The 22,933-nt window shown below is 58.0% G+C and carries 17 protein-coding genes and 1 tRNA gene; 13 read left to right on the top strand and 5 right to left on the bottom strand.

From position 1 onward, the window contains the following. Position 1 precedes the first annotated feature (1 nt). The 7 genes from nuoL to parC are packed head-to-tail and all read left to right on the top strand — an operon-like array spanning position 2 to position 10,507. The gene (gene nuoL, locus F8B91_RS05810; RefSeq protein ID WP_196502740.1) at positions 2 to 2,047 is read left to right on the top strand and encodes an NADH-quinone oxidoreductase subunit L; all 2,046 of its coding nucleotides are present in this window, start codon (positions 2 to 4) and stop codon (positions 2,045 to 2,047) included. Continuing rightward, the gene (locus F8B91_RS05805; RefSeq protein WP_196502739.1) at positions 2,047 to 3,561 is read left to right on the top strand and encodes an NADH-quinone oxidoreductase subunit M; all 1,515 of its coding nucleotides are present in this window, start codon (positions 2,047 to 2,049) and stop codon (positions 3,559 to 3,561) included. Before nuoL ends, F8B91_RS05805 begins: the two co-directional genes overlap by 1 nt. Positions 3,562 to 3,566: 5 nt before the next feature. After that, positions 3,567 to 5,009, top strand: coding sequence for an NADH-quinone oxidoreductase subunit NuoN (nuoN, locus tag F8B91_RS05800; protein ID WP_196502738.1), 1,443 nt, complete (start codon positions 3,567 to 3,569; stop codon positions 5,007 to 5,009). Between the two features lie 3 nt (positions 5,010 to 5,012). Then, a complete protein-coding gene (locus F8B91_RS05795) occupies positions 5,013 to 5,708 on the top strand; it encodes a biotin--[acetyl-CoA-carboxylase] ligase (RefSeq protein ID WP_196502737.1) in 696 nt (231 codons plus the stop codon). Continuing rightward, positions 5,705 to 7,369 carry a ribonuclease J gene (locus F8B91_RS05790; protein ID WP_196502736.1) on the top strand — a complete coding sequence of 555 codons (1,665 nt, stop codon included), beginning with the start codon at positions 5,705 to 5,707 and terminating at the stop codon, positions 7,367 to 7,369. The genes F8B91_RS05795 and F8B91_RS05790 overlap by 4 nt, the downstream gene beginning before the upstream one ends. A gap of 34 nt (positions 7,370 to 7,403) precedes the next feature. Next, on the top strand, positions 7,404 to 8,213 hold the full coding sequence (locus F8B91_RS05785) for a class I SAM-dependent methyltransferase (RefSeq protein WP_196502735.1): 810 nt from the start codon (positions 7,404 to 7,406) through the stop codon (positions 8,211 to 8,213). Between the two features lie 50 nt (positions 8,214 to 8,263). Next, a complete protein-coding gene (parC, locus tag F8B91_RS05780) occupies positions 8,264 to 10,507 on the top strand; it encodes a DNA topoisomerase IV subunit A (protein ID WP_196502734.1) in 2,244 nt (747 codons plus the stop codon). Between the two features lie 52 nt (positions 10,508 to 10,559). On the opposite strand, the gene F8B91_RS05775 is transcribed toward parC, so the two are convergent. The 3 genes from F8B91_RS05775 to F8B91_RS05765 form a co-directional block, all read right to left on the bottom strand. Next, entirely contained in the window at positions 10,560 to 10,778 is a 219-nt protein-coding gene (locus F8B91_RS05775) for a hypothetical protein (RefSeq protein ID WP_196502733.1), read from the bottom strand. Between the two features lie 125 nt (positions 10,779 to 10,903). After that, the gene (locus F8B91_RS05770) at positions 10,904 to 11,635 is read right to left on the bottom strand and encodes a hypothetical protein (RefSeq protein ID WP_196502732.1); all 732 of its coding nucleotides are present in this window, start codon (positions 11,633 to 11,635) and stop codon (positions 10,904 to 10,906) included. Positions 11,636 to 11,770: 135 nt separating this feature from the next. After that, entirely contained in the window at positions 11,771 to 12,502 is a 732-nt protein-coding gene (locus tag F8B91_RS05765; protein ID WP_196502731.1) for an arginyltransferase, read from the bottom strand. Between the two features lie 96 nt (positions 12,503 to 12,598). On the opposite strand from F8B91_RS05765, the gene F8B91_RS05760 reads away from it, so the two are divergent. Continuing rightward, positions 12,599 to 13,471, top strand: coding sequence for an NAD(P)-dependent oxidoreductase (locus tag F8B91_RS05760; RefSeq protein ID WP_196502730.1), 873 nt, complete (start codon positions 12,599 to 12,601; stop codon positions 13,469 to 13,471). On the opposite strand, the gene hemB is transcribed toward F8B91_RS05760, so the two are convergent. Then, entirely contained in the window at positions 13,461 to 14,459 is a 999-nt protein-coding gene (gene hemB, locus F8B91_RS05755; RefSeq protein ID WP_246714973.1) for a porphobilinogen synthase, read from the bottom strand. The genes F8B91_RS05760 and hemB overlap by 11 nt on opposite strands. Positions 14,460 to 14,601: 142 nt before the next feature. On the opposite strand from hemB, the gene F8B91_RS05750 reads away from it, so the two are divergent. From F8B91_RS05750 to F8B91_RS05740, 3 genes are all read left to right on the top strand, one after another. Then, a complete protein-coding gene (locus F8B91_RS05750; protein ID WP_196502728.1) occupies positions 14,602 to 15,336 on the top strand; it encodes a hypothetical protein in 735 nt (244 codons plus the stop codon). A gap of 212 nt (positions 15,337 to 15,548) precedes the next feature. Further along, a complete protein-coding gene (ldtR, locus tag F8B91_RS05745; protein WP_196502727.1) occupies positions 15,549 to 16,064 on the top strand; it encodes a transcriptional regulator LdtR in 516 nt (171 codons plus the stop codon). 111 nt (positions 16,065 to 16,175) lie between these two features. Beyond that, positions 16,176 to 16,265: transfer RNA gene (locus F8B91_RS05740), tRNA-Ser, on the top strand. 383 nt (positions 16,266 to 16,648) lie between these two features. On the opposite strand, the gene F8B91_RS05735 is transcribed toward F8B91_RS05740, so the two are convergent. After that, the gene (locus F8B91_RS05735) at positions 16,649 to 21,184 is read right to left on the bottom strand and encodes an IPT/TIG domain-containing protein (protein WP_196502726.1); all 4,536 of its coding nucleotides are present in this window, start codon (positions 21,182 to 21,184) and stop codon (positions 16,649 to 16,651) included. A 384-nt stretch (positions 21,185 to 21,568) separates the two neighbouring features. Here F8B91_RS05735 and F8B91_RS05730 point away from each other — a divergent pair, with 384 nt between their 5' ends. Both F8B91_RS05730 and F8B91_RS05725 read left to right on the top strand, forming a co-directional pair. Beyond that, the gene (locus F8B91_RS05730) at positions 21,569 to 22,618 is read left to right on the top strand and encodes a helix-turn-helix domain-containing protein (RefSeq protein ID WP_196502725.1); all 1,050 of its coding nucleotides are present in this window, start codon (positions 21,569 to 21,571) and stop codon (positions 22,616 to 22,618) included. Between the two features lie 54 nt (positions 22,619 to 22,672). Further along, positions 22,673 to 22,933, top strand: a complete 261-nt coding sequence (locus F8B91_RS05725) for a heme-binding protein (protein WP_348641786.1) — start codon at positions 22,673 to 22,675, stop codon at positions 22,931 to 22,933.

Raw genomic sequence — 22,933 nt, 5'->3', positions numbered from 1 at the left:
CATGGTTCAGGCCATTGTTTTCCTCCCGCTGATCGGCGCCCTCATTGCCGGCCTGTTCGGCACCTTGGCGTTCAAGCAACTGGGCCGTGACGCGGATGTCTATACCGATCACGCCCATGCGCATGACGACCATGGCGATCACGGCCACGACGATCACGGTGGCCACTATCACGGCCCGCGTTGGCCGATGCTGCTGACCACGGGATTGCTGGTGATCGGCGCCGTTCTGTCTTGGATCATTTTCGTGGGCTTCCTGAATGAAGGCCACCCGCAGGAAATCAACCTGCTCACCTGGATCAATTCTGGAACACTGCAAGCCTCATGGGCCATCCGCCTCGATGCCTTGACCGCCGTCATGCTGGTGGTGGTGAACACGGTGTCGGCACTCGTGCACATCTATTCGCTCGGCTACATGAGTCATGACGAGCATCAGCCACGCTTCTTTGCGTATCTGTCGCTCTTCACCTTCGCCATGCTCATGCTGGTCACCGCCAACAATCTGATCCAGATGTTCTTCGGCTGGGAAGGCGTGGGCCTCGCATCCTATTTGCTCATCGGTTTCTGGTACACCCGTGAAAGCGCCAATGCCGCCGCCATCAAGGCCTTCGTGGTCAACCGCGTGGGTGACTTTGGCTTCGCGCTCGGCATCTTCGGCGTCTTCATGGTCTATGGCTCGGTGGAATTCCCGGTCATCTTCGCGCACGCGCCGGACGCTGTCGGCAAGACCATTCACTTCCTTGGCCATGACTTCGACACGCTGACCACGCTCTGTATGCTTCTGTTCATGGGCGCCATGGGCAAGTCGGCCCAGTTCCTGCTGCACACCTGGCTGCCGGACGCGATGGAAGGCCCAACACCTGTGTCGGCCCTCATCCACGCTGCCACCATGGTCACCGCCGGTGTGTTTCTTGTCGCCCGCATGTCGCCGCTGTTTGAACTTTCGCCCGACGCCCGAATGGTTGTAACCTTGGTAGGCGGCATCACCGCCTTCTTCGCGGCAACCGTCGGCCTGGTGCAGAATGACATCAAGCGCGTCATCGCCTATTCCACGTGTTCGCAGCTCGGCTACATGTTCGTGGCGCTGGGGGTAGGGGCTTATGGCGCGGGCGTGTTCCATCTTTTCACCCACGCTTTCTTCAAGGCCTTGCTGTTCCTCGGCGCAGGCTCTGTCATCCACGCCATGTCGGGCGAGCAGGACATGCGCAAGATGGGTGGCCTCGCACCGCACATCCGCATCACCTGGCTGATGATGCTGATCGGCACCTTCGCGCTCACCGGCGTCGGCATTCCCGGTGTCGGCGGCTTTGCCGGCTTCTATTCCAAGGATGCCATCATCGAAGCCGCCTGGGCCGCTGAAACCGCGTCGGGCCATTTCGCCTTCGCGTTGCTGGTCATCGCCGCTTTCTGCACCTCATTCTATTCCTGGCGCCTCGCTTTCATGACCTTCAATGGCCCCACGCGCGCCGACAAGGACGTGATCGCGCACAGCCATGAAAGCCCGCCCGTCATGCTGGTGCCGCTCTTCGTATTGGCGGCTGGTGCCGTGATCGCCGGTGTGGTGTTCGAACATTGGTTCATCGGCGAAGGTCAGGAGCATTTCTGGAACGGTGCCGTCTCCGCGGCGCAAGAACACATTTTCCACGCCATGCATGAAGTGCCGCTGTGGGTGAAATGGTCAGCCACCGTGGCGATGGTCTCCGGCTTCGGGCTGGCCGTGCTGTTCTACCTCGTCAACCCCGCGCTGCCCAAGCAGCTCGCTGCAGTCAACGAACCGGCTTACAAGTTCCTGCTCAACAAATGGTACTTTGACGAGCTCTATGATGCGATCTTCGTCAAGCCGGCCTATTGGATCGGCCGCCTGTTCTGGAAGGGTGGCGATGGCGCAATCATTGACGGCCTCGGCCCTGACGGCGTCTCGGCCCGCGTGGTCGATGTTACCCGCGGCGTGGTGCGCCTGCAGACCGGCTACCTTTACCACTATGCCTTTGTTATGCTGATCGGCGTGGCCGCCATCATATCCTGGTTCTCATTCGGGGGTTCTCACTGATGTCCGGCTGGCCCTTGCTTTCCGTTGTCACCTTCCTGCCGCTGCTCGGCGTGCTGGCCATTCTCTTCGCCCGTGGCGATGATGAAGCCGCCGCGCGCTATGCCCGCTGGGCCGCATTGTGGACCACGATTGTCACATTCTTAGTCTCGCTGCTGATCCTGCCGAATTTCACTGCAGGCCAGCCCGGCTTCCAGCTGGTTGAAAATCATCAATGGCTCGGCATGGCCGCCTACCGCATGGGTGTGGATGGCATTTCCATGCCCTTCGTGCTGCTCACCACCTTCCTGATGCCGATTTGCATCGCGGCGTCTTGGTTCGTGAAGATGCGCGTGCGCGAATACATGATCGCCTTCCTGGTTCTGGAATGCCTGATGATCGGCGTGTTCTGCGCGCTCGATCTGGTGTTGTTCTATGTCTTCTTCGAAGCCGGCCTGATCCCGATGTTCCTGATCATCGGCATCTGGGGTGGTCCGCGCCGCGTCTATGCCAGCTTCAAGTTCTTCCTCTACACGCTGCTGGGCTCGGTGCTCATGCTGCTGGCCATCATTGCGATGTATTGGCAGGCCGGCACGACCGACATTGCCGTGCTGCTGACGCGTGAACCTGGCTTCCCGGTGGCCATGCAAACCTGGCTGTGGCTGGCCTTCTTCGCATCCTTCGCGGTGAAGATGCCGATGTGGCCGGTCCACACCTGGTTGCCGGATGCCCACGTTGAAGCGCCAACCGCTGGCTCAGTGGTGTTGGCCGCCATTCTCTTGAAGATGGGTGGCTACGGCTTCCTGCGCTTCTCGCTGCCGATGTTCCCCGATGCCAGCCATTACTTCCAGCCGCTGGTCTATACGCTTTCGGTCGTCGCCATTGTGTACACCTCGCTGGTGGCGCTGGTGCAGGAAGACATGAAGAAGCTGATTGCTTACTCATCGGTTGCTCACATGGGCTTCGTCACCATGGGCATCTTCTCATTCACGAGACAGGGCATTGACGGCGCCATCTTCCAGATGATCAGCCACGGCTTTGTGTCGGGCGCGCTCTTCCTCTGCGTCGGCGTGGTCTATGACCGCATGCATACGCGTGAGATCTCGGCCTATGGCGGCCTTGTAAACCGCATGCCGCTCTATGCCTTTGTGTTCCTGTTCTTCACCATGGCCAATGTCGGCCTGCCTGGAACATCGGGCTTCGTCGGTGAATTCATGTCGCTGCTGGGCACCTTCCAGAACTCCACCTGGGTCGCCTTCTTTGCTACGCTGGGCGTGATCCTGTCGGCCGGTTATGCGCTGACGCTTTACCGCAAGGTTACGCTTGGCAAGCTGGTGAAATCCTCCCTGGCGCATATTCCAGACATGACGCCGCGCGAATTGGCAACGCTGGCACCGCTGGCGCTGCTGGCCTTGTTCTTCGGCATCTATCCGTCGCCCATTCTCAATCTCCTTGGCGTTCCGGTGGAAAGTCTCCTCAAAACCCTGCAAGTCGCCCAGGCCCATTTGGGTGACGCAGTTTCAATCGCAATGCGGTAAAACACATGACCATCTTGCAGCAACTCGGCGCAGCCGCAGTCCTTCCTGAAATCGTCCTAGCCATTTTGGCGATGGTGCTGCTGATGGAAGGCGTGTTCGTGAAAGCCCACACTCCCGGCACCATCCGATGGGGCGCCATCGCCAGCCTGGTGGCCGTGGGCCTCCTGGTCCTGTGGAAATCTGGCTCCGGTGCCGTCACCGCATTTGATGGTGCATTGGTCGTGGACAGCTTTGCGCGCTTCATGAAGGTGCTGGCGCTGATCGGTGCTGCCGTCACGCTCGCCATGAGCGGCCGCTATCTCGCGCGCAACAAGATGGATTCGGAAGAATATCCGGTGCTCGTCATGCTGGCCACCGTCGGCATGATGCTGATGATCTCCGCCAATGATTTGATCTCGCTCTATGTCGGCCTCGAACTGCAATCACTGGCACTCTACGTGGTCGCCGCCATCAACCGCGACAGTGCCAAATCATCGGAAGCGGGATTGAAATATTTTGTCCTCGGCGCGCTCTCGTCGGGCATGCTGCTCTATGGCGCATCGCTGATTTACGGCTTCACCGGTCACACCGGCTTTACCGAAATCGCCGCAGAATTAACGAAATCGGGCCCGAACCTGGGCGTGATCTTCGGCATCGTCTTCATCATGGCGGGCCTGTCCTTCAAGGTCTCCGCCGTGCCATTCCACATGTGGACGCCGGATGTTTATGAGGGCGCACCCACACCTGTCACCGCCTTCTTCGCCTCGGCCCCAAAAGTGGCCGCCATTGCGCTTTTCGCCCGCACTATGGTGGGCCCCTTCGCGCATATCACCGACCAGTGGCAGCAAGTGGCGGTCTTCGTCTCCGTCGCTTCCATGGCGCTCGGCGCCTTCGCCGCCATCGGCCAAACCAATATAAAGCGCCTGATGGCCTATTCCTCTATCGGCAATATGGGCTTCGCTTTGGTCGGCCTCGCTGCTGGCACGCCGGAAGGCGTGCAGGGCTTGATCGTCTATATGTTGATCTACATGGCCACCACGCTGGGCACGTTCGCCTGCATCCTCGCGATGAAGCGCAAGGGCATTTATGTGGAGCAGATTTCCGATCTCGCCGGGCTATCGCGCCGCGACAAGGGGCTGGCCTTCATCTTCGCCATGCTGATGTTCTCGCTCGCAGGCGTTCCGCCGCTGGCCGGGTTCTTCGGCAAGCTCTTTGTGTTCATGGCTGCTGTGAAAGCCGGGCTTTATGTTTTCGCCGTGCTGGGCGTGATCGCTTCGGTGGTGGGTGCTTATTACTACCTGCGCATCGTGAAGATCATTTATTTCGATGAACCCGCCGAAGCCTTTGATGGTGCAGCACCGGAGATCGCCGTGGTCGCCTATGCCTCCTGCGTCTTCGTGCTGGGCTTCATCATCTTCGCCCATCCGTTGATCACGCTGGCGGCTGGCGCTGCCAAGAGCCTGTTCTAACTGTTGCGCATCGAGCGTCTCTCCAGCATCGATTCCACCAATCTGGAGGCGCAGCGACGCGCCGTTGCGGGCGAGCCGGGGCCACTCTGGCTGGTGGCGGTGGAACAGACGGCAGGCAAGGGCCGACTGGGCCGCACCTGGATTTCAAAGCCCGGCAATCTCTATTCGACGCTGATCTGGCCCACCGCGGCAGCGCTGCGGGATTTGAGCCAGCTCAGTTTTGTGGCCGCACTGGGCGTATCCGATGCCGCCAGCAAATTTGCACCTGCCAATTCTGTCTCGCTGAAATGGCCTAATGACATTCTGCTCAATGGCAGCAAATTCTGCGGCATTCTGGTGGAAAGCCTGAAACCCGGTCTGGTCGCGATCGGCATCGGCATCAATATCGCCCATGTGCCCGATGGGTTGCCCTACAAGGCCGAAAAGCTGACCGGCGCAGCAGATGATACCGTATTTGAACAGTTGAACCTAAGTCTCTCGTATTGGCTGAAAATATGGGACGAGGGGGAGGGCTTCGCAGCTATTTCCGCCGCTTGGGAAAGCCGCTGCCACCACATCGGCAAGGCCGTCAGCGTGGATGGCCTGCAAGGCACCTTCAAGGGGCTGGGGCCCGATGGTGCGCTGTTGCTTGAGAAATCGACTGGCGAAACCAAACCCATCTATGCAGGGGACGTGCGGGTGGAGTATCAGGCCCCATGAACGCAAAACGCCGCCGCGACGACACTTCCGATCTGGTTCTGCTGCCCTTAGGGGGCACCGGCGAAATCGGCATGAACTGCTATTGCTACGGCGTGGGACCAGCCGCCGCACGCGACTGGATGATGGTCGATCTCGGCGTCAAATTCGGTGACGAGCGCGATCCGGGCATTGATGTGATCATGCCCGACGTTGGCTTCATCACCAAGAACCGCAAACGCTTCCACGGTCTCGTTATTACCCACGCCCATGAAGATCACATCGGCGCCGTGGCGCATCTCTGGCCGCAGCTGGAATGCGAAGTGCATTGCACGCCCTTTGCTGCCGAAATTCTGAAGCTCAAACTGATCGAGCACGGCCTTGATGAAGACGTGCCGATCATCAAGCACAAGCCGGGCTCGAAGTTCAATCTCGGCCCGTTCAAACTTGAATTCATACCCGTTACTCATTCCATTCCGGAATCCTGCGCGCTTTACATTGACTCAGGCGATGGCACGGCGCTGCATTCCGGCGACTGGAAGATTGATCGCCACCCGCAGCTAGGCCACCACATCGCTGAAGAACGTTTCCGCCAATTGGGCGAAAAGGGTGTCGATGCGTTGATCTGCGATTCCACCAATGTGCTGCGCGAAGGTCTTTCGCCGTCTGAAAAGGATGTGGCGGCGGGCCTTGAAGACATCATTATGAATGCCAAGGGCCGCGTGGCCGTCACCACCTTTGCCAGCCATGTGGAACGCATTTCCTGCGCCGTGCGCGCCGCGCGTGCGGCGGGCCGCGAAGTTGTCATCGTAGGCCGCGCCATGCGCAACACCATCGAGGCCGCGCGCAAATGCGGCTATCTCAAAGATGCCGGCGCTTTCCTCGACATGGAAGAATTCGGTTATCTGCCCAATGACCGTGTGTTGCTGCTCTGCACCGGCAGCCAGGGCGAGGCGCGTGCCGCCTTGGCCCGTATCGCCGAAGACAGCCATCCGCAAATTGCTCTCGAAAAAGGCGATCTGGTGATCTTCTCGGCCCGCACCATTCCGGGCAATGAAAAGGAAGTCGGCGCCGTCATCAACAACCTGGCCAAGCAGGATATTGATGTGATCACGCCCGATGAAGCCATGGTGCATTCGTCAGGCCATCCGCGCCAGGGTGAACTCAAGCTCATGTATGAATGGGTGAAGCCCAAAGTGCTGGTGCCCATGCATGGCGAGCCGCGCCACTTGCGCGCCCATATCAATTTCGCCCGCGCCAACGGCATCGCCGAAGCCGTGATGCTGGAAGATCTGAAGATCGTGCGGTTGAAGCCTGGCGCTGCCGGCATCATCGATGAAGCACCCGGCGGCCGCCTCCATCTCGATGGCAAGCTGATCGTTGATGGCGAAGACGGCCCAGCCCGCATCCGCCGCAAACTGTCTTTTGCGGGCTGCGTATTCGCGTCGCTCCTGATCGATGAGAAGGGTGAGTTGGAGAACCTAGAAGTGACCACTGAGGGTGTGCCCCTGGGCCTGTCAGGCGAGTTGAGCGACATCGCCGGGGATGCTTTCCTCGCCATGCCGCGCGCACGCCGCAAGGATGATGCCACCGTGGCAGAAGCCATTCGCAACGCGCTGCGCCGGGCGTGTGACCAAGCCTGGGGCAAGAAACCTATCTGCAAGGTAACTGTCTTCCGCTACTAGACTAGGCTATCTTTCGTTGAAACGGGAGATCGTGATGGCTCAAACTGACAAGGTTTTTTCAAGCCCGATCGCCAGGCTCTACGACAGTCAGATGGGGCCCGTGTTCTTTGAACCCTATGCCAAGGAATTGGCTGGGCGCATCGTTAAGCTCAAGCCCGACACCATTCTGGAAACAGCGGCTGGCAGCGGCATATCTACTGCGGCCATCGTTGCCGCCTTGCCCAATGCGCAGATCGTGGGCACCGATCTCAACCAGGCGATGATCGATGTGGCGAGCCAAAAACCTGAATTGCAATCCGTCACATGGCAGGCTTGCGACGCCACCAAACTCCCATTCGCAGATCAGGCCTTTGATTTGGTGGCGTGCCAGTTCGGTGTCATGTTCTTTCCGGACCGCGTTGTGGGATACAAGGAAGCGCGCCGCGTGTTGAAGCCAGGCGGGCACTTCATCTTCAATGTCTGGGGGTTCTTTGATGAGCGAAACCCTACGCCGGTCGCACTCCTCGAAGCTTTAGCTGATATTTTCCCCGACGATCCTCCAACATTCCTCAAGCGGCTGCCGCATGGATATCACGATGTTGATCTGATCAAGAAAGACCTTGAGGCGGCTGGCTTCCGCGATATCCAATCGGCGAGTGTAAGTTTGCCGTGCCACGCAGCATCGGCGCATCAACTCGCCGTCGCTTTATGCCAGGGCACGCCGACGCGGGGCGAGATCGAAACGAGAGACCCGCAAGGCCTGGAGCGTGTCACCGAATTGGTCGCCAAAGCGTTTGCGGCAAAGTTTGGCCACGGCACGATTGAATCGACCATGCAAGCCTTTGTCATTTCAGCCGCAAATTAGGTAAATCTGCTGTTTGCACAATGAATCCCTGATGGTTTACACGGCTATTCATGGCCAAACGTGATTCTGCCCCGCCTGCACCTCCCGCTCCCATCGAAGGCATTGAGCTGAAAACAGCTCTTGAAGAGCGTTATCTCGCTTACGCGCTTTCGACCATCATGCACCGTGCGCTGCCGGATGTGCGCGACGGCCTGAAGCCGGTGCACCGCCGGCTGCTGCATGTGATGCGCCTGCTGCGCCTTGATCCCAACACCGCCTTCAAGAAATCCGCCAAAATAGTGGGTGACGTGATGGGCGGCTATCACCCACATGGCGACCAGGCGATCTATGAAGCCATGGTGCGTTTGGCACAGGATTTTTCCTCGCGCTATCCGCTGGTCGATGGCCAGGGCAATTTCGGCAATATTGATGGCGATGGTGCGGCCGCCTATCGTTACACCGAAGCCCGCCTCACCGAAGTGGCCCGCCTGCTGCTGCAGGATTTGGAAGAGGCCACAGTCGATTTCCGCCCGAACTATGACGGCACGCTGGAAGAGCCGATTGTGCTGCCCGGCGCCTTCCCAAATCTCTTGGCCAATGGCGCCACCGGCATTGCCGTGGGCATGGCGACCTCGATCCCGCCGCACAACGTGGCCGAGATTTGCGATGCGGCCCTGCATCTGATCAAGACGCCGGGAGCAGGGGTGGAGAAGCTCTGCCAGTTTGTGATCGGCCCTGATTTCCCCACCGGCGGCATTGTCATCGATAGCCGCGAAGACATCGTCAATGCCTACCGCACTGGCCGTGGTGGTTTCCGCCTCCGCGCCAAGTGGGAGAAGGAAGATCTGCCGCGTGGCGGATGGCAATTGGTGATCACCGAGATTCCCTATCTGGTGCAGAAGAGCCGCTTGATCGAACGTATCGCCGAGCTGTTGACAGACAAGAAGCTCACGCTGCTGGGTGACGTGCGAGATGAAAGCGCTGAAGACGTGCGCATCGTGCTGGAGCCCAAGTCGCGCAACACTGAGCCCGATCTGTTGATGGAGCAGCTGTTCCGCAACACCGAGCTGGAAAGCCGCATTTCCCTCAACATGAATGTGCTGTCGGGCGGCAAGGTGCCGCGCGTCATGTCACTGAAGGATGTGCTGCGCGAATGGCTGGATCACCGCCGTGAAGTGCTGCAAAGAAAGTCGCAGCACCGGCTGGATGAGATTGCACGGCGTCTCGAAATCCTGGGCGGTTACCTCATCGCCTATCTGAACATTGATGAAGTGATCAAGATCATCCGCGAGGAGGATGAGCCGAAGCCAGCTTTGATGAAGCGCTTCAAGCTCTCGGATGTGCAGGCCGAAGCCATCTTGAATCTGCGCCTGCGCGCTTTGCGCCGGCTTGAGGAGATGCAGATCAAGACCGAGCATGATGATCTGGTGAAAGAGCAGGCGGGCCTGAAAGGGCTGCTTGGTTCCGAGGAAAAACAGTGGAACTCCGTATCCGATGACATCAGGGCGCTGAAGGAAACCTTCTCGAAGAAAACGCCGCTGGGCAAGCGCCGTACTGAATTTGCCGAGGCTCCGGAAATCGAAGCTGATTTCGATGCCGTGATGATCGAGAAGGAACCTGTCACGGTGGTCCTCTCTGACAAGGGCTGGATTCGCGCAATGAAGGGCCATCTCGAAGACACAAACACACTTACTTACAAAGAGGGTGACGAAGGAAAATTTGTGGTCAAGGCGCAGACCACCGACAAGATCATGCTGTTCTCGTCATCGGGCAAGTTCTTCACGCTGGATGCTTCGAAGCTGCCCGGTGGCCGCGGCAATGGCGAGCCGGTGCGCCTGATGGCCGATATCGATGCAGCCGATACGATTGTGGCGCTGTTCCCGCTAGTGCCTGGAACCAAGCTCCTCGTAGCTTCAACCGAGGGTGATGGTTTCGTGGTCCCCGCCGATGAATGCGTGGCCACGACGCGCAAGGGCAAGCAAGTGTTGAATGTGAAAGCGCCGGTGGAAGCGATCACCTGTGTGGAAGTGCCGCCGGATGCCGATCACGTCGCCACCGTAGGGGACAATCACAAGATGCTGGTCTTCAAGCTGGCCGAGCTGCCGGAAATGTCGCGCGGCAAGGGCGTGCGCTTGCAGAAATTCAAGGATGGCGGACTGGCTGACGCACGGGCTTTCAAACTGGCCAGCGGCATGAGTTGGACGGATTCATCGGGCCGTAATTTCAACGTTACTGAACTTGCGGAATGGATTGGTGAACGGGCCCAGGCGGGCCGTTTGCCTCCGCGCGGTTTCCCGAAGAACAACAAGTTCTGAAGCAAATAAAACGCCCCGGCACCTATTCATGCCGAGGCGTTTTATGGTCTGACTATGAGCGGTCGACTTCGGGTGTCGGTGTATCGTGCGGCACCGGCTGCGAAGAAATTTCTTTGTGCTTGCTGCCGACACTTTGGACATCGGGGCAGGCAAACAGCGGCGCATTGGTCCAGTTACCGATATAGGGGCACTTCTTATCGACGGGACCGGCATGCGCCGAAACGGTCATCAAAAGCGTTGCGGCGAGGGATGCAAGGGTGAGGGACTTCATCGGGGCACTTCCTTTTTTCACGCCGCGTAATTGCGTTCGTGATGTGCACCTTTTGCCACCTGTGTTTTGAACCTGTTGTTAACCAGTTGTTCACCACGCATTCATGCGTGCGGGCAGTCTGAAACCTAAAAATCCTGCAGTTCAGGCACTTTCGTCAACGGCGAAGTATGCTTCACCAGACCGCCGCTCAGGCTTTGCCCATCGCGTGCTTCCGCCACCGTCTGCTCAATGAAGTCGCGTTCGGCTACCGCGAGATATTCGACGTCTTCGACATTCTCGGAATGCCATTGCCAGCGCAGGAAGCCGCGTTCAATATAGGGATAGCCCATGCGGCTGGCATAGCCGCGCGTGGCCATGTGAAAGCCTGTCAGTGCCCAGATCGCATCGGGATTCCATTTCAGAAAAGCAAGCAGGGCGCCCAGCCTGGAGAACAGCTCGATCACCTTGCGGCTCTTGAGTTCTTTCTCGACCCACAGCTCACCGTGATAGACCAGCTTGCCGCGCAACCGCCAGGCAATCGAACCTTCCGGTGGCTTCGCATGGGCCGGTACCATTAGTTCCTGCCGGCGCATGTAAACGCCGATCATGTAATTGCTGCACCATTCGGCGAGATTTATATCGACGAAATCGCAGCGATAGGCTTGCAGGCCCACAATTGTGCCATCGGCCATGCTCAGCGCCGTCCAGAAACCGCGTTCGCCGGAAAACTCGCATACGGTATGGTCGTGCATGGGACCAGGCTCAAGCCCGCGTGTTTTGCGCTTGGCCGCAGCAAAACCCGCCATGTCACCGCTGGTGGAAAGGCTCAGGCCGTAAGATACGAGAATCTGCTGAAGGGCAGCGGCTTGCTGGGCCACGGCCAAAGGATCTTTTATTCCGCGACAGACTGACATAACGCACTCGAAACCATGACTGGACTGGCGCAATCATGCCCATGAATGGTTAATTTTTGGCATATGGAAATTAACGATTGAGCGCCCGCAAAGCAGGTCTCAGTTATGCAAAACCCAGCCCGTGCGGTCCAGGCGTTCCTGCGGCTTGAAGCGGGCTTTGTAGGCCATCTTGGTGGAGCCGGGCACAAAATAGCCGAGATAGACATAAGGCAGGTTCAACCGCTTGGCGCGCTGGATGCAATCCAGAATGATGAAGGAGCCGAGGCTGCGCTGCGGCAGGCCGGGGTCATAGAAGGAATAGATCAGCGACAACCCGTCCATCAGCACGTCCATCAGCACGCAGGCGGCAAGTTGGCCGGCATCCTCATGGCCCTTGGGGAAGCGATATTCCACCAGGCGCGTGTCCACGACAGTCTCATCAATCATCGAGGCAAAATCGATGACCGACATATCCGCCATCCCACCATCCGAATGGCGCGTGTCGATATAGGCGCGGAACAGATCATAGTGTTCAGACGTGGCCACCGGCTGCGCCAGCGACGGTACCAGATCCGCATTGGCCTTTATCACCTTGCGGAATGAGCGTGACCAATCAAAACTTTCCACCGGCACGCGCACCGAAACACAGGCATTGCAGGCATCGCAGGCCGGCCGGTAGGCAATGTTCTGGCTTCGGCGGAAACCGGAATGAATAAGCTGGGTGGAAAGCTGCTTGGCGTCGTTGCCCACCAGATGCGTAAAAACCTTCCGCTCCTTCTGGCCCGGAATATAGGGGCAGGCGCTGGGTGCCGTAATGAAGAATTGTGGAAAGTTGCGGCGTTCGGCAGTCATGGGCGAATTATGAGTCTTTGCAGGCTGCGTTGCAAGGGGCTCATTGGCAAAGTCCGCACCATCGCCTAAAGCCTAAAATTATTGGAGGAGACGATTATGGCTTTGTCATGTGCATGGATTGGTTTGGGTGTGATGGGCTTCCCAATGGCAGGCCATCTGGCGGCCAAAGGCGGGGCCGATGTCACGGTCTATAACCGCTCATCCGCCAAGGCTGAAAAGTGGACAGGCGCCCATAAGGGCGGCCGTGCGGCAACGCCCGCTGCCGCCGCTAAGAATGCTGATTTCGTTTTCGCCTGTGTGGGCAATGATGATGACCTGCGTGAAGTGACCATCGGCGAGAATGGGGCGTTCCACGGCATGAAGAAGGGTGCGATCTTCGTCGACCACACCACAGCCTCCGCCGATGTGGCGCGCGAACTGGCGGCGGAAGCTGAGAAGCGCGGCTTTGGTTTTGTTGATGCGCCCGTCTCTGGCGGTCAGGCCGGCGCCGAGAACGGCCTGCTCACGGTCATGTGCGGCGGCGACGAGGCAACCTATGCCAAGGCCGAACCGCTGATCATGTCTTACGCCCGCATGTCCAAGCTGCTTGGCCCCGCTGGCTCCGGCCAGCTCGCCAAGATGTGCAACCAGATCGCCATTGCCGGCCTTGTTCAGGGCCTGGCCGAATGCGTACAATTCGGCATGAAAGCCGGGCTGAACATGGAAGACGTGATCGCAGTCATCTCCAAGGGTGCCGCAGGTTCCTGGCAAATGGAAAACCGCCACAAGACCATGATCGCCGGTAAATTCGATTTCGGCTTCGCTGCCAATTGGATGCGCAAGGATTTGGGTATCTGTCTCGATGAGGCCAACCGCAATGGCGCACTGCTACCAGTTACGGCATTGGTCGATCAATTCTATGCCGAGGTCCAGAAAATGGGCGGTGGCAGATGGGATACGTCGAGCTTGATCGCGCGCCTTACGCGCTGAGATTCTTCGCCACATCCAGCGCAAAATACGTCAGCACGCCATCCGCGCCCGCGCGCTTGAAGGCCAGCAGGCTTTCCGTGACCACCTTATTGGAATCAAGCCAGCCGCGCTCGATGGCCGCCATCAGCATCGCGTATTCGCCGGACACTTGATACGCAAAGGTTGGCACAGAGAACTCTCGCTTCACCCGTGACACGATATCGAGATAGGGCATGCCGGGCTTCACCATTACCATGTCGGCACCCTCGGCAATGTCCATTGCCACTTCGCGTAGCGCCTCATCAGTGTTGCCGCCATCCATCTGATAAGTGCGCTTGTCGCCGACCAGCAGGCCCCCAGACCCCACGGCCTCACGGAACGGCCCATAGAAACCCGAAGCATATTTGGCTGAGTAAGCCATGATGGCCACATCCTGCAGCGTGGCAGCGTCCAGCGCTGACCGGATGGCGCCGATGCGCCCGTCCATCATGTCGGAAGGTGCGATCACATCGCAGCCAGCCTGCGCCTGCACCACGGCCTGTTTCGCCAACACGGCCACACTCTCATCATTGAGAATGCGCCCATTTGCCATCAGCCCGTCATGGCCATGCGACGTATAGGGGTCGAGCGCCACGTCACACATGATGCCTATCTCCGGTACTTCTTTCTTGATGGCGCGCACGGCCCGGCAAACGATGTTCTCCGGGTTGAGCGCCTCAGCGCCGTCCTCGGTGCGCAGCTTCGGATCGGTGTTGGGAAACAGCGCGATCATCGGGATGCCAAGCGACGCCGCTTCCTTCGCTGCCTTCACGGCAAGGTCGATGGAGTAGCGTTGCACACCCGGCATAGAAGAAATGGCCTCAGTCTTATCTTTGCCGTCGATCACAAAGATCGGCCAGATCAGGTCAGCGACGGTCAGCGTGTTTTCGCGCACCAGATCACGCAGCCAAGGTGTGCGGCGGTTGCGGCGCAGGCGGGTTGCCGGAAAGGAGCCAGAAAAGCTTGTCATGGGCGCCAGCCATAATCCCCAGCCGCGCATTTGGCAACGTAACCCCTTCTTAACCAAGCTGCGGCCTTTTCACCCGATATTCAGCCTGTTTTAGCACCCAGCGGGTGAAATGGCGGCTTGGGTTTGGGTTGGGACAGTGGCGATGACGCAAGCAATCGGCAAGACATGGATTTTGGCGGGATTATTTTTGAGCACGGCGGCCAGCGCCGCCTGGGCCGAGGACCCGCCGGCCATACGCGCTGCGGAAATGCTGGCCAGGGCCGGTGCCGTGGATGGCAAGTGCCATTACTTGAAGGGTGCCGACCGTGACGCCTTGTCAGGCCTGGTGGCACGGGCAGAGCTGGCGCTGGCGCAACAGGAATCGGTAGAAGCCACCAAAGCCACGATGCAGCGGGGCCGAGCGGCAGGCAATGCCGCGCCCTGTACCTCTGCCGAGAAAGAAAATGTCCAGGGCGTTCTGGGTGCGGCCCGTCAATCCGCCGATGCCAGCGATGCGAAGGCAACAGCGAAAGCCGAGTCACCCGCGCAGCAAAAGGCGGCCAACACGCGTGAACCCATCATCCATCAGCGCGATGCATCGGCCTGGAATACGCAGCAACCATCACAGCCTGTGAACAAGAAAAAGCCAATCATCAGGCAGACGCAGAATGACGCGCCCCGTGGTATGGGAAGCTCAGATCCCAGGCTTTCACGTTACTCGATGATGACCGAGACTTACTTCCGCAGCCTGCGCTGTCGCCGTGGGCCCGATCTCGGCGATCTCTATCAGGACATCCGCGTCACCCATGACCAGCTGATGCAGAGCCATGAACCGGGTGAGCTTTCCTTTGTCATTCGCCGCGCCAAGATGCGCGCTGCCGGCCGCGGTTGTTTGTAAACTTCTTGTTCACCACGCCACACAACACCGCGTTAAGTGCAAGCTGACTCCAGAAATAAACCTTGACTATCGACCTTTCTCTGTAAGGTCTAATTTACCGAGAGTTTTCAGCTGAACTTAAATTCCGGGGGCTAACTTCATCAATATCAAAAGGGCACCCACCCAAGCAAAAGAGGCGGGACCCTGAAACAGGAAGTTGATGAGGTTGTGAAATGAACACGCAAGTTGCAGTGGCGGAGAAACCCGTTTCCATCGATGGCCCGCGCCAGGACATCAAGACCCGCTATCTTGAAAGCCTGACGCTGATTGAGCGCCTGCATCGCCGCCTCCTTGATCTGATCAAGGACGACTTTGAACGCACTGGTGAGCGCGACGTGAACCCGGTTCAGGCGCTTCTCCTGTTCAACATTGCCGACAGCGAATTGACCGCCGGCGAATTGAAGAGCCGCGGCCACTACCAGGGCTCCAATGTGTCCTATAATCTGAAGAAGCTGGTGGAGCAGGGCTACGTAAACCACGAGCGTTCCACTTCGGACAAGCGCTCGGTGCGCATCAGCCTCACCGACAAGGGTGAACATATCCGCACCCGCGTGGATGCTCTCTATAATCGCCAGCTGGCCGCCATCGAGCAGGTCGTCGGTCTGTCGGTGGATGAATTTGAAAAAGTGAACAAGGCGCTTGCCCGCCTGGAACGTTACTGGACCGACCAGATCCTTTACCGCCTGTAATCAAAACAAGAATCTAAGTGCTGTAGTGAGCCCGCCCGATCATGATAAATGGCCGGGCGGGTTTTTGCTTGCTCAAATCGGGCAGCTTGCCTATGGCTCGTTCGGCTTTGCGGAGAGGTGGCAGAGTGGTCTATCGCGACGGTCTTGAAAACCGTAGGGGGTGCAAGCCCTCCGGGGGTTCGAATCCCTCCCTCTCCGCCAATATATGGAAATAATATAAATAAAAACAGAAGCCTAGTAGAGTAAAAAAATATTCATACCACAAAATATACCACATCTGGATAGTGACTATTCTTTGCCACTTGTTTCCAAACTAACAATATGAGGCTGGGCAGCTTTCATGCTTCATCGCAATTGATCATCCTCTCCTCCAAAGCTTGAACAAGCAGAACCGTTTTCTACATCTGCTTTATAGCTTTAAGCCGGCATGCAAACCCCAGCTTATGGTGTCTGAATCTGACCTATCGCAGACATCAGCAGTAATTCCTGCAAGGTCCGCTTTGCGCGCACGAGCCGCCAGTTTCTTGTTGGTCATCGCCTTCAGCTACGGGCCAGAATCGGCCATCGATCGCGGCATCTTCCGATCAGTTGAGCGGAACGGTGACCGTCGCGTGGCCCGAGATTGCTGAATAGCTACCGGAACCGATTCCGTCGTAGCTGCCCGTGGCGCCAATGGCGATGCCCGATAGCATTCTGACATTGAGTCCGGCCTTCACGCGGCCACGTAGGCCGGTTGGTCCCGTTGCATCGCCATTAAGGCTGCCAAGCCCATCAACATTAGTGGAAGTGAAGTTCCAGATGAATTCAGTCGCGAGACTAGGCTCAATCCAAAGATCATTGTCGGTCATGAAGCCATAGCTCAATTCGGGGGAGAGTTTGAGCTGGCCCAGATTGGTATCAACACTGGGGATCGTAGTTCCAAAATGATCGACATAGGCCTCTGACCGGTCATCAAAATAGGTGAAGCTGGCGGTGGGGGCAAAGGCCCAGCCATCGCCAAACGTCCACTTGCCCGACAGCGAGGAGGAGACGAGCCAGCGTGTGGTGCCGAAATTATCGGTGCCTGCCGGAGAGGGCGTGATGTCATTGGAGGATTTGCCCCAGCCCGCCCGGCCCTGCCAGAACACATTCTCGCCAAGTCGAGCCGTGGCATAGGGGCCGATCATCCAGCCTTTGCCTGAAAGGGCCGTACCACTGGTTTGGCTCATCAAATCGAACTGGCCGTAAAACCCAGCAAGGAAATTGGGGTTAAATACATAGTCGGCGCCGAGTGTCGCCATACCAAAGGCACCGCTGCGTGCACCTGAATAGCTGGAGTAGACGCCTTCCGTCCAAATATCCAAGGGCATAGAATTGCCCGCACCGCCGCTCTTGCCAAACCCCAGGGCCGCCATCTCCTTTTGGTCGCGTTGCTGCTGCCATTCCATCATTTTGGAAAGGCTGGCCTTGAAGGCGGCGTGGCCGCCATCTGCGCCAAAATTGGCCTGCATCTCCATAGGACCAGAGAAGTTGAACTGGCCGAGATTGCCGCTCTCACCGGACGTCTTCAGATAGTTATAAAGGAAAGACTGGAAGCCCATCATGTCCTGCTCACCCACGCTGGAGGGGCCGAGGGCAGAACCCGCTGAAGTGCCAAGTCGCGCGGCGGTAATTGAGGTTCCCGTTGGACCACTGCCCAGCCGCGATGGGTTGAGCATCAGATCCCCTTTGTCTGCCGCAGCAAAATTGGATGGAGTGTCCGAGCCAGCTTGCGCCTGCTGCGCGGCATTCAAGCGATCGATCTGGCGGTCCATTCCGGGGAGATTGGTGATGAGCTGATTGGCCCGGTCCGACAGGAAGCCACCAATGGCGGTTGAGTTGGTCACGGCCTGATTAGTGGTCGCGACGATCACCTGATTTGAAGTCACCGCAACTGCATTGATGTTGCTGTTGTTGACCTTGGCCGAGAATGAATGTTGACCCGCCACCGCTGTCCACGGGCAAATGGCCACATTGTTGCTGCCGAGCGGGACTTGGGTGCAACCCGCAATCGGATTGCCATCCATGAAGAAGGCGACCGTAGCCGCTGGAGGCGGGGCAATCCCCGCCAGTTGCAGCAAGGGGGCAACAGGCGAAATGACGGCGAACATGTGCAAAGGCTGCAAGCTGCCAGATTGCGTGCCTATCAGTGTGAAGATCAGATCATTCACCTGGCCGGTGACGGGATTTGGTGTCTGCAAAGCCAGTGTCGCGGTGACCGGCTGGTTCACTGTCACCTTCACCGTGGCAACACTAGTTGAACCCGTGTCATCTGCCACGGTGAGTTCAAACGTCAACTCTTCGCTGGTGATGCCAGTTGCCAAGATCGGGGCAGCAAAAGTCGGCATGGCGGCAGTTACATCCGACAGGGTTGCAGTCGTACCCACAGTTTGCTTCCAGCTATAGGTCAACGTGCCATTTTCTGGATCGCTCGACTTGGAACCATCAAGCGTCACCAAAGCGCGCGTGGTCACGGACTGGTTACTACCAGCATCGGCGACCGGCGGTTCATTTTTACCAACGGTAATGGACTGCTGAATTTGAGTTGCAGCCTCGTATTTGTCATCACCCGCTTGGTCAGCACTCACCGTGCAGACACCAGCGGAAACAAACGTCACCACGCCGCCAGCAAGTGAGCATGCAGTGCCACCGACGGAAAATGCAACGGGGGCTGACGATCCGCCGCCGGTAGCTGTCGGCGAATATGTTCCGCCAACGATGGGTGATGCAGGGGCTGTCGAGGTGAATGCCACAGTCTGTGCAGCTTTGCCGACCGCAATGGACTGTTGAACCTTGGTTGCAGCCGAATAATTCGTATCAGCGGCCTGATCAGCCGACACAATGCAGGTGCCTACGCCCGTGAAGCTCACCACGCCGCTCGAAACTGAGCAAGCAGTGCCCCCGACGGAAAACACAACAGGCGCTGATCCTGCCCCGCCTGTGGCAACTGGGGTGTAGGTGCCGCCCACGATGGGCGACGTTGGCGCGGTCGATGTGAAGGCTACCACTTGGGCTCCCTTCACATATTGGAACAGCGCATTGTCGGCATTACTGCCCGCTGGTGTCACCACCTGTACATTCATTTTGGAACCAGCATCGCCCGCCGGGGTGACGATGGTGATGGTGGTGTCATTCACAAAGGTGAAAGCGGAAAGCGGTGCACCATCAAAGGTCACGGATGTGGCACCTGTGAAACCCGTGCCTGTCAGCGTTACCGACGTGCCGCCCGATGGCAGACCCGTGTTGGGCGCGATGCTGGTGACTGTGGGCGCTCCCACAGGAGGCGGAACTGTGATGACCTGCTGCACTTGTGCTGCAGCTTCATAATTGCCGTCGCCCGCTTGATTGGCGCTCACCACACATGGGCCGGCAGCGTTAAATGTAACAACCCCATTGGCCAAGCTGCAAAGGTCCGAAACCGAGAGCACCACCGGCGCTGTGCCTGCCCCGCCGGTGGCTGCTGGCGTATATGTTCCACCGACCAACGGGTTGGCTGGAATGGCGCTCGTAAACGCCACTGTCTGCATGGCCTTGGCATAGGTGAAGTGATCGGCAGCACTGGTGCTGCTGGTGCCAGTGGCACTGGTGACCGTGATGTCCACCATGCCAGCAACACCTGCGGGCGATGTGGCTGTGAGGCTGGTTGCCGAATTAAACACAACAGCCGTGGCATCAAGCGCACCGAATTTCACCGTGCTGGTGGCGGTGAAGCCTGTGCCTGTTACTGTCACCACAGTTCCGCCAGAGGGCAAGCCCGTGGCGGGGCTGATGGCGGTGACGGTGGGGGCTGTGGGGGCGGTTGGATCAGCGGTGACATTAAACACTTGTGTGCCAGCGGCGGCATCCAGCGGGCCGTAGGTTCCTCTGTGCACGCCATCGGTGGCGGAGAAATTCACGCTGCATTGGCCCACAAAACCTGCGGCGGGGGTGAAGCTCATCTCCGTGTCGCTGGTTTTGGCGATGCTGCCGCAGTTTGCGGGCGTGAGCGTGGGAATGGCTGCGAAACTCAGCGGATCGGCATCAGGATCGCTCGCCAGATCATCCACCTTCAAACTTCGCGCCACTTGCGCATTGGTGATGGCGATGGGGGCCAAGGGTTTGAGAACCGGGGCCGTGTTGGTGACGAAGACATAGACTGCTAAGGTTTCCGCAAATGGCGGGAGACTTACTGAGAGATGGAATGTGTCGGAAAAGACTGTTTTCAGGTTTTGAGGAACAGGCGTGTATTCGAAATTGTAGTTATTCAAGTCATCTGTATCAGGGTTATGTGCCTGAACCAGCACAACTGATCCCAAGGCGGGCGGTTTTTCAATAGAGTCGATAAATCCATATCCATCCTGGTTCTGAAAAGGAAAATCCGATGGCTTGTAACCCGTTTGCACATCACGCCAATGCTGGGTGATGATCAAAGGGGGAAACGAGGAAAAGCCGCCGTCTAGCACAAACCTGAATTCATTGGATGTGGCTTGCGGGGTGCTGACTGAAAAAAATACGATATCGTTGCCATAGCCATAAGGTGTGATCGATGCGTCTCCATGATCTATGACGATGATCGTATTGTCGTCCTGCACAACGAAGTCGCCGGGGGCCGGAGTGGATCCAGCCGATATAAGTCCACGAAACGAAAGCGATGTCGCCCCGGTAAAATTCCGCCCCGAGACTGTGGTGACCAACCGGCAATCGTTGCCGGCACAGCTATGGACGTTCGGATGATTACTAGCAAATACGAAGGTCACCCCGGTAATCACCGGCGTGTTGAAATAGCTGAACAAGCTGTTGGCGGTGTTGCTGCCGTTTGCTGTGGTGACGACAACGCTGGCTGTGCCCAATCCTCCGGCTGGTGCGCTTCCGGCTGGTGTGGTGGCGGTGATGGTGGTGTCGTTCACCACGGTCACACCCGTTGCCGCAGCACCACCGATCGTCACACCCGTGGCCCCCGTAAAGCCCGTTCCCGAAATCGTCACCGCCGTGCCACCCAGCGCATCGCCCGTGGCTGGCGTGATGGCTGTTACAGTGGGGGCTGGGTTGATGGAATTGGCCTGAGCCGCATTTGGCGGAGACAGAGCTGTCGCAACGCAGGCAAGCGCGAACGCTAGCAACACGCGACGCGCAACGGCCCACGACTCCAAAAAAGCCTCTCCCAATCTCAAATCCATGATCCCCAAAGACTTGCCGTCCGCCAAAGCCACCATGCAAATTGCGGGTGGCTGCGGGCCGTTATTCCCATCACTATAACCCATTGGTTTTGCAGCCACTGTGCCGGGAATCTCAATTGCTTGGCGCTGCGTCTCAATTTCTGAATTTTGGTTAATTTTTTTTAAGGGTCTATTAACCATGATCGAGATCATGTCCTGCCCAAGCGCAAACCTTGGGGGTGAGGGGCCTTTGTTTTCCGGCTCAATATCGCGCTTTGGCGCTGGCTCTAGCCAATCCGAAAACCGGGTGTTAGCGTTGGTGAAACAAGTACGATCCGTGAAAGTGGCGCCGTGAATAACCCGCCTGCAAATTCAGGACTGCCCGGACTGATTCTGCCATACGGACAAACGTCTGGCGAGGAGGCGTTTCAGCAATGGTCTGAAACCGTAGCCACGGTCTATGACCTTGATGTTGCGCGCGATGAGATTGCAGACTTTCGCTTTGGCTTTTCCGCCTGGCATTTTGGCTCGCTGGTTCTCGGCGTCAGCGAAACCGACAATATCGAATTTTGGCGTTCACCGCAAACCATTGCCCGCAGCGGCATCGATCATTACCTGGTGCAAGTATATGAAGAAGGCAGCTTTCACAGCAGCGTTGAAGGCAAGGACATGGTGGTGGACACAGGTGACGTGTGGATTGTTGATCTCTCGCGCCCAGTTAAAAACGATCAGGTCTCCTTTCGCAGCACCAACCTGGCCATTCCGCGCAGCGTGCTCGCACCCCTGTTGACGGACCCCGATTCACTGCATGGGTTGAAACTCTCGAAAGACAGCCCGACGGGCGGCTTGCTCAGCCGCTATCTCACCGATCTTTCCAAGAAGGCCCAGATGATGACGCCTGACGAGGCTGCATCTGTGGCTCAGTCAACAGTTCATTTGATTGCCGGATGCGCCGGGCCTTCGATTGATGCCGCGGAACTGGGGCGTGATGGCCTGAGCGCCGCCTTGCTCAGCCGGATCAAAACCGGGATCGACAGTGAACTTGCAAACCCTGAACTGGGCGCTGACTATCTGTGCGGCAAGTTCGGCGTTTCGCGCGCTACGCTTTACCGCCTGTTCAGCTCCCATGACGGTGTCAACACCTATATCCGCCAGCGCCGCCTGGCGCGTTGCTTCCAGGAACTTTCAACCCCCCAAGCCGTGCCAAGGCGCGTCTCCGAAATCGCGGAGAAATGGGGTTTTGCCAATGAAGGCTCATTCAGCCGGACTTTCAAACAGACATTCGGCATTTCGCCATCCGATGCGCGCGACGCCGCCCGCCGCTATTCCTCCATCAAAACCGACGCCTTGGGCGTCGACAGCGAATTGAGCCAATGGCTGAAGCACCTGATGAAGGTATAAAAAGTGGCGTTAGGTTCTGGCTGTGCATGCAGTTGGTGCTCGGGGGTTTTTTGAATTTTCCCATGGACGAATGACTTCGGTCGCCCCCGTCACGCAGCAAGGGAATCGGGAGCAAGCGAGCGCGTTGCGATGATCCGCTTCTCCGGGATGGCTAGCCAAGCGAGTCTCACGGTTTACACCGACGAATTACACAAATTCATCACCAACAAGAAACTGAATGTTCTGTCGCCGCCCAGTTACGCCTTCTACAATCCGCCTTGGACGCTGTCATTCTTTCGCCGCAACGAGGTCATGATCGAAGTCACGTCGCAATAG

Origin of the sequence: Aestuariivirga litoralis, assembly GCF_015714715.1 — a bacterium.
GTDB lineage: Bacteria > Pseudomonadota > Alphaproteobacteria > Rhizobiales > Aestuariivirgaceae > Aestuariivirga > Aestuariivirga litoralis_A.
Note: the sequence above shows the minus strand (reverse complement) of the source record. Positions and strands in the feature narration are given on the sequence as shown.

Excerpts from the sequence above, each read along its gene's own strand:
- nuoL (WP_196502740.1), top strand. The coding sequence starts at position 2 with ATGGTTCAGGCCATTGTTTTCCTCCCGCTGATCGGCGCCCTCATTGCC.
- F8B91_RS05805 (WP_196502739.1), top strand. The coding sequence starts at position 2,047 with ATGTCCGGCTGGCCCTTGCTTTCCGTTGTCACCTTCCTGCCGCTGCTC.
- nuoN (WP_196502738.1), top strand. The coding sequence starts at position 3,567 with ATGACCATCTTGCAGCAACTCGGCGCAGCCGCAGTCCTTCCTGAAATC.
- F8B91_RS05790 (WP_196502736.1), top strand. The coding sequence starts at position 5,705 with ATGAACGCAAAACGCCGCCGCGACGACACTTCCGATCTGGTTCTGCTG.
- F8B91_RS05785 (WP_196502735.1), top strand. The coding sequence starts at position 7,404 with ATGGCTCAAACTGACAAGGTTTTTTCAAGCCCGATCGCCAGGCTCTAC.
- parC (WP_196502734.1), top strand. The coding sequence starts at position 8,264 with ATGGCCAAACGTGATTCTGCCCCGCCTGCACCTCCCGCTCCCATCGAA.
- F8B91_RS05775 (WP_196502733.1), bottom strand. The coding sequence starts at position 10,778 with ATGAAGTCCCTCACCCTTGCATCCCTCGCCGCAACGCTTTTGATGACC.
- F8B91_RS05765 (WP_196502731.1), bottom strand. The coding sequence starts at position 12,502 with ATGACTGCCGAACGCCGCAACTTTCCACAATTCTTCATTACGGCACCC.
- F8B91_RS05760 (WP_196502730.1), top strand. The coding sequence starts at position 12,599 with ATGGCTTTGTCATGTGCATGGATTGGTTTGGGTGTGATGGGCTTCCCA.
- hemB (WP_246714973.1), bottom strand. The coding sequence starts at position 14,459 with ATGACAAGCTTTTCTGGCTCCTTTCCGGCAACCCGCCTGCGCCGCAAC.
- F8B91_RS05750 (WP_196502728.1), top strand. The coding sequence starts at position 14,602 with ATGACGCAAGCAATCGGCAAGACATGGATTTTGGCGGGATTATTTTTG.
- ldtR (WP_196502727.1), top strand. The coding sequence starts at position 15,549 with ATGAACACGCAAGTTGCAGTGGCGGAGAAACCCGTTTCCATCGATGGC.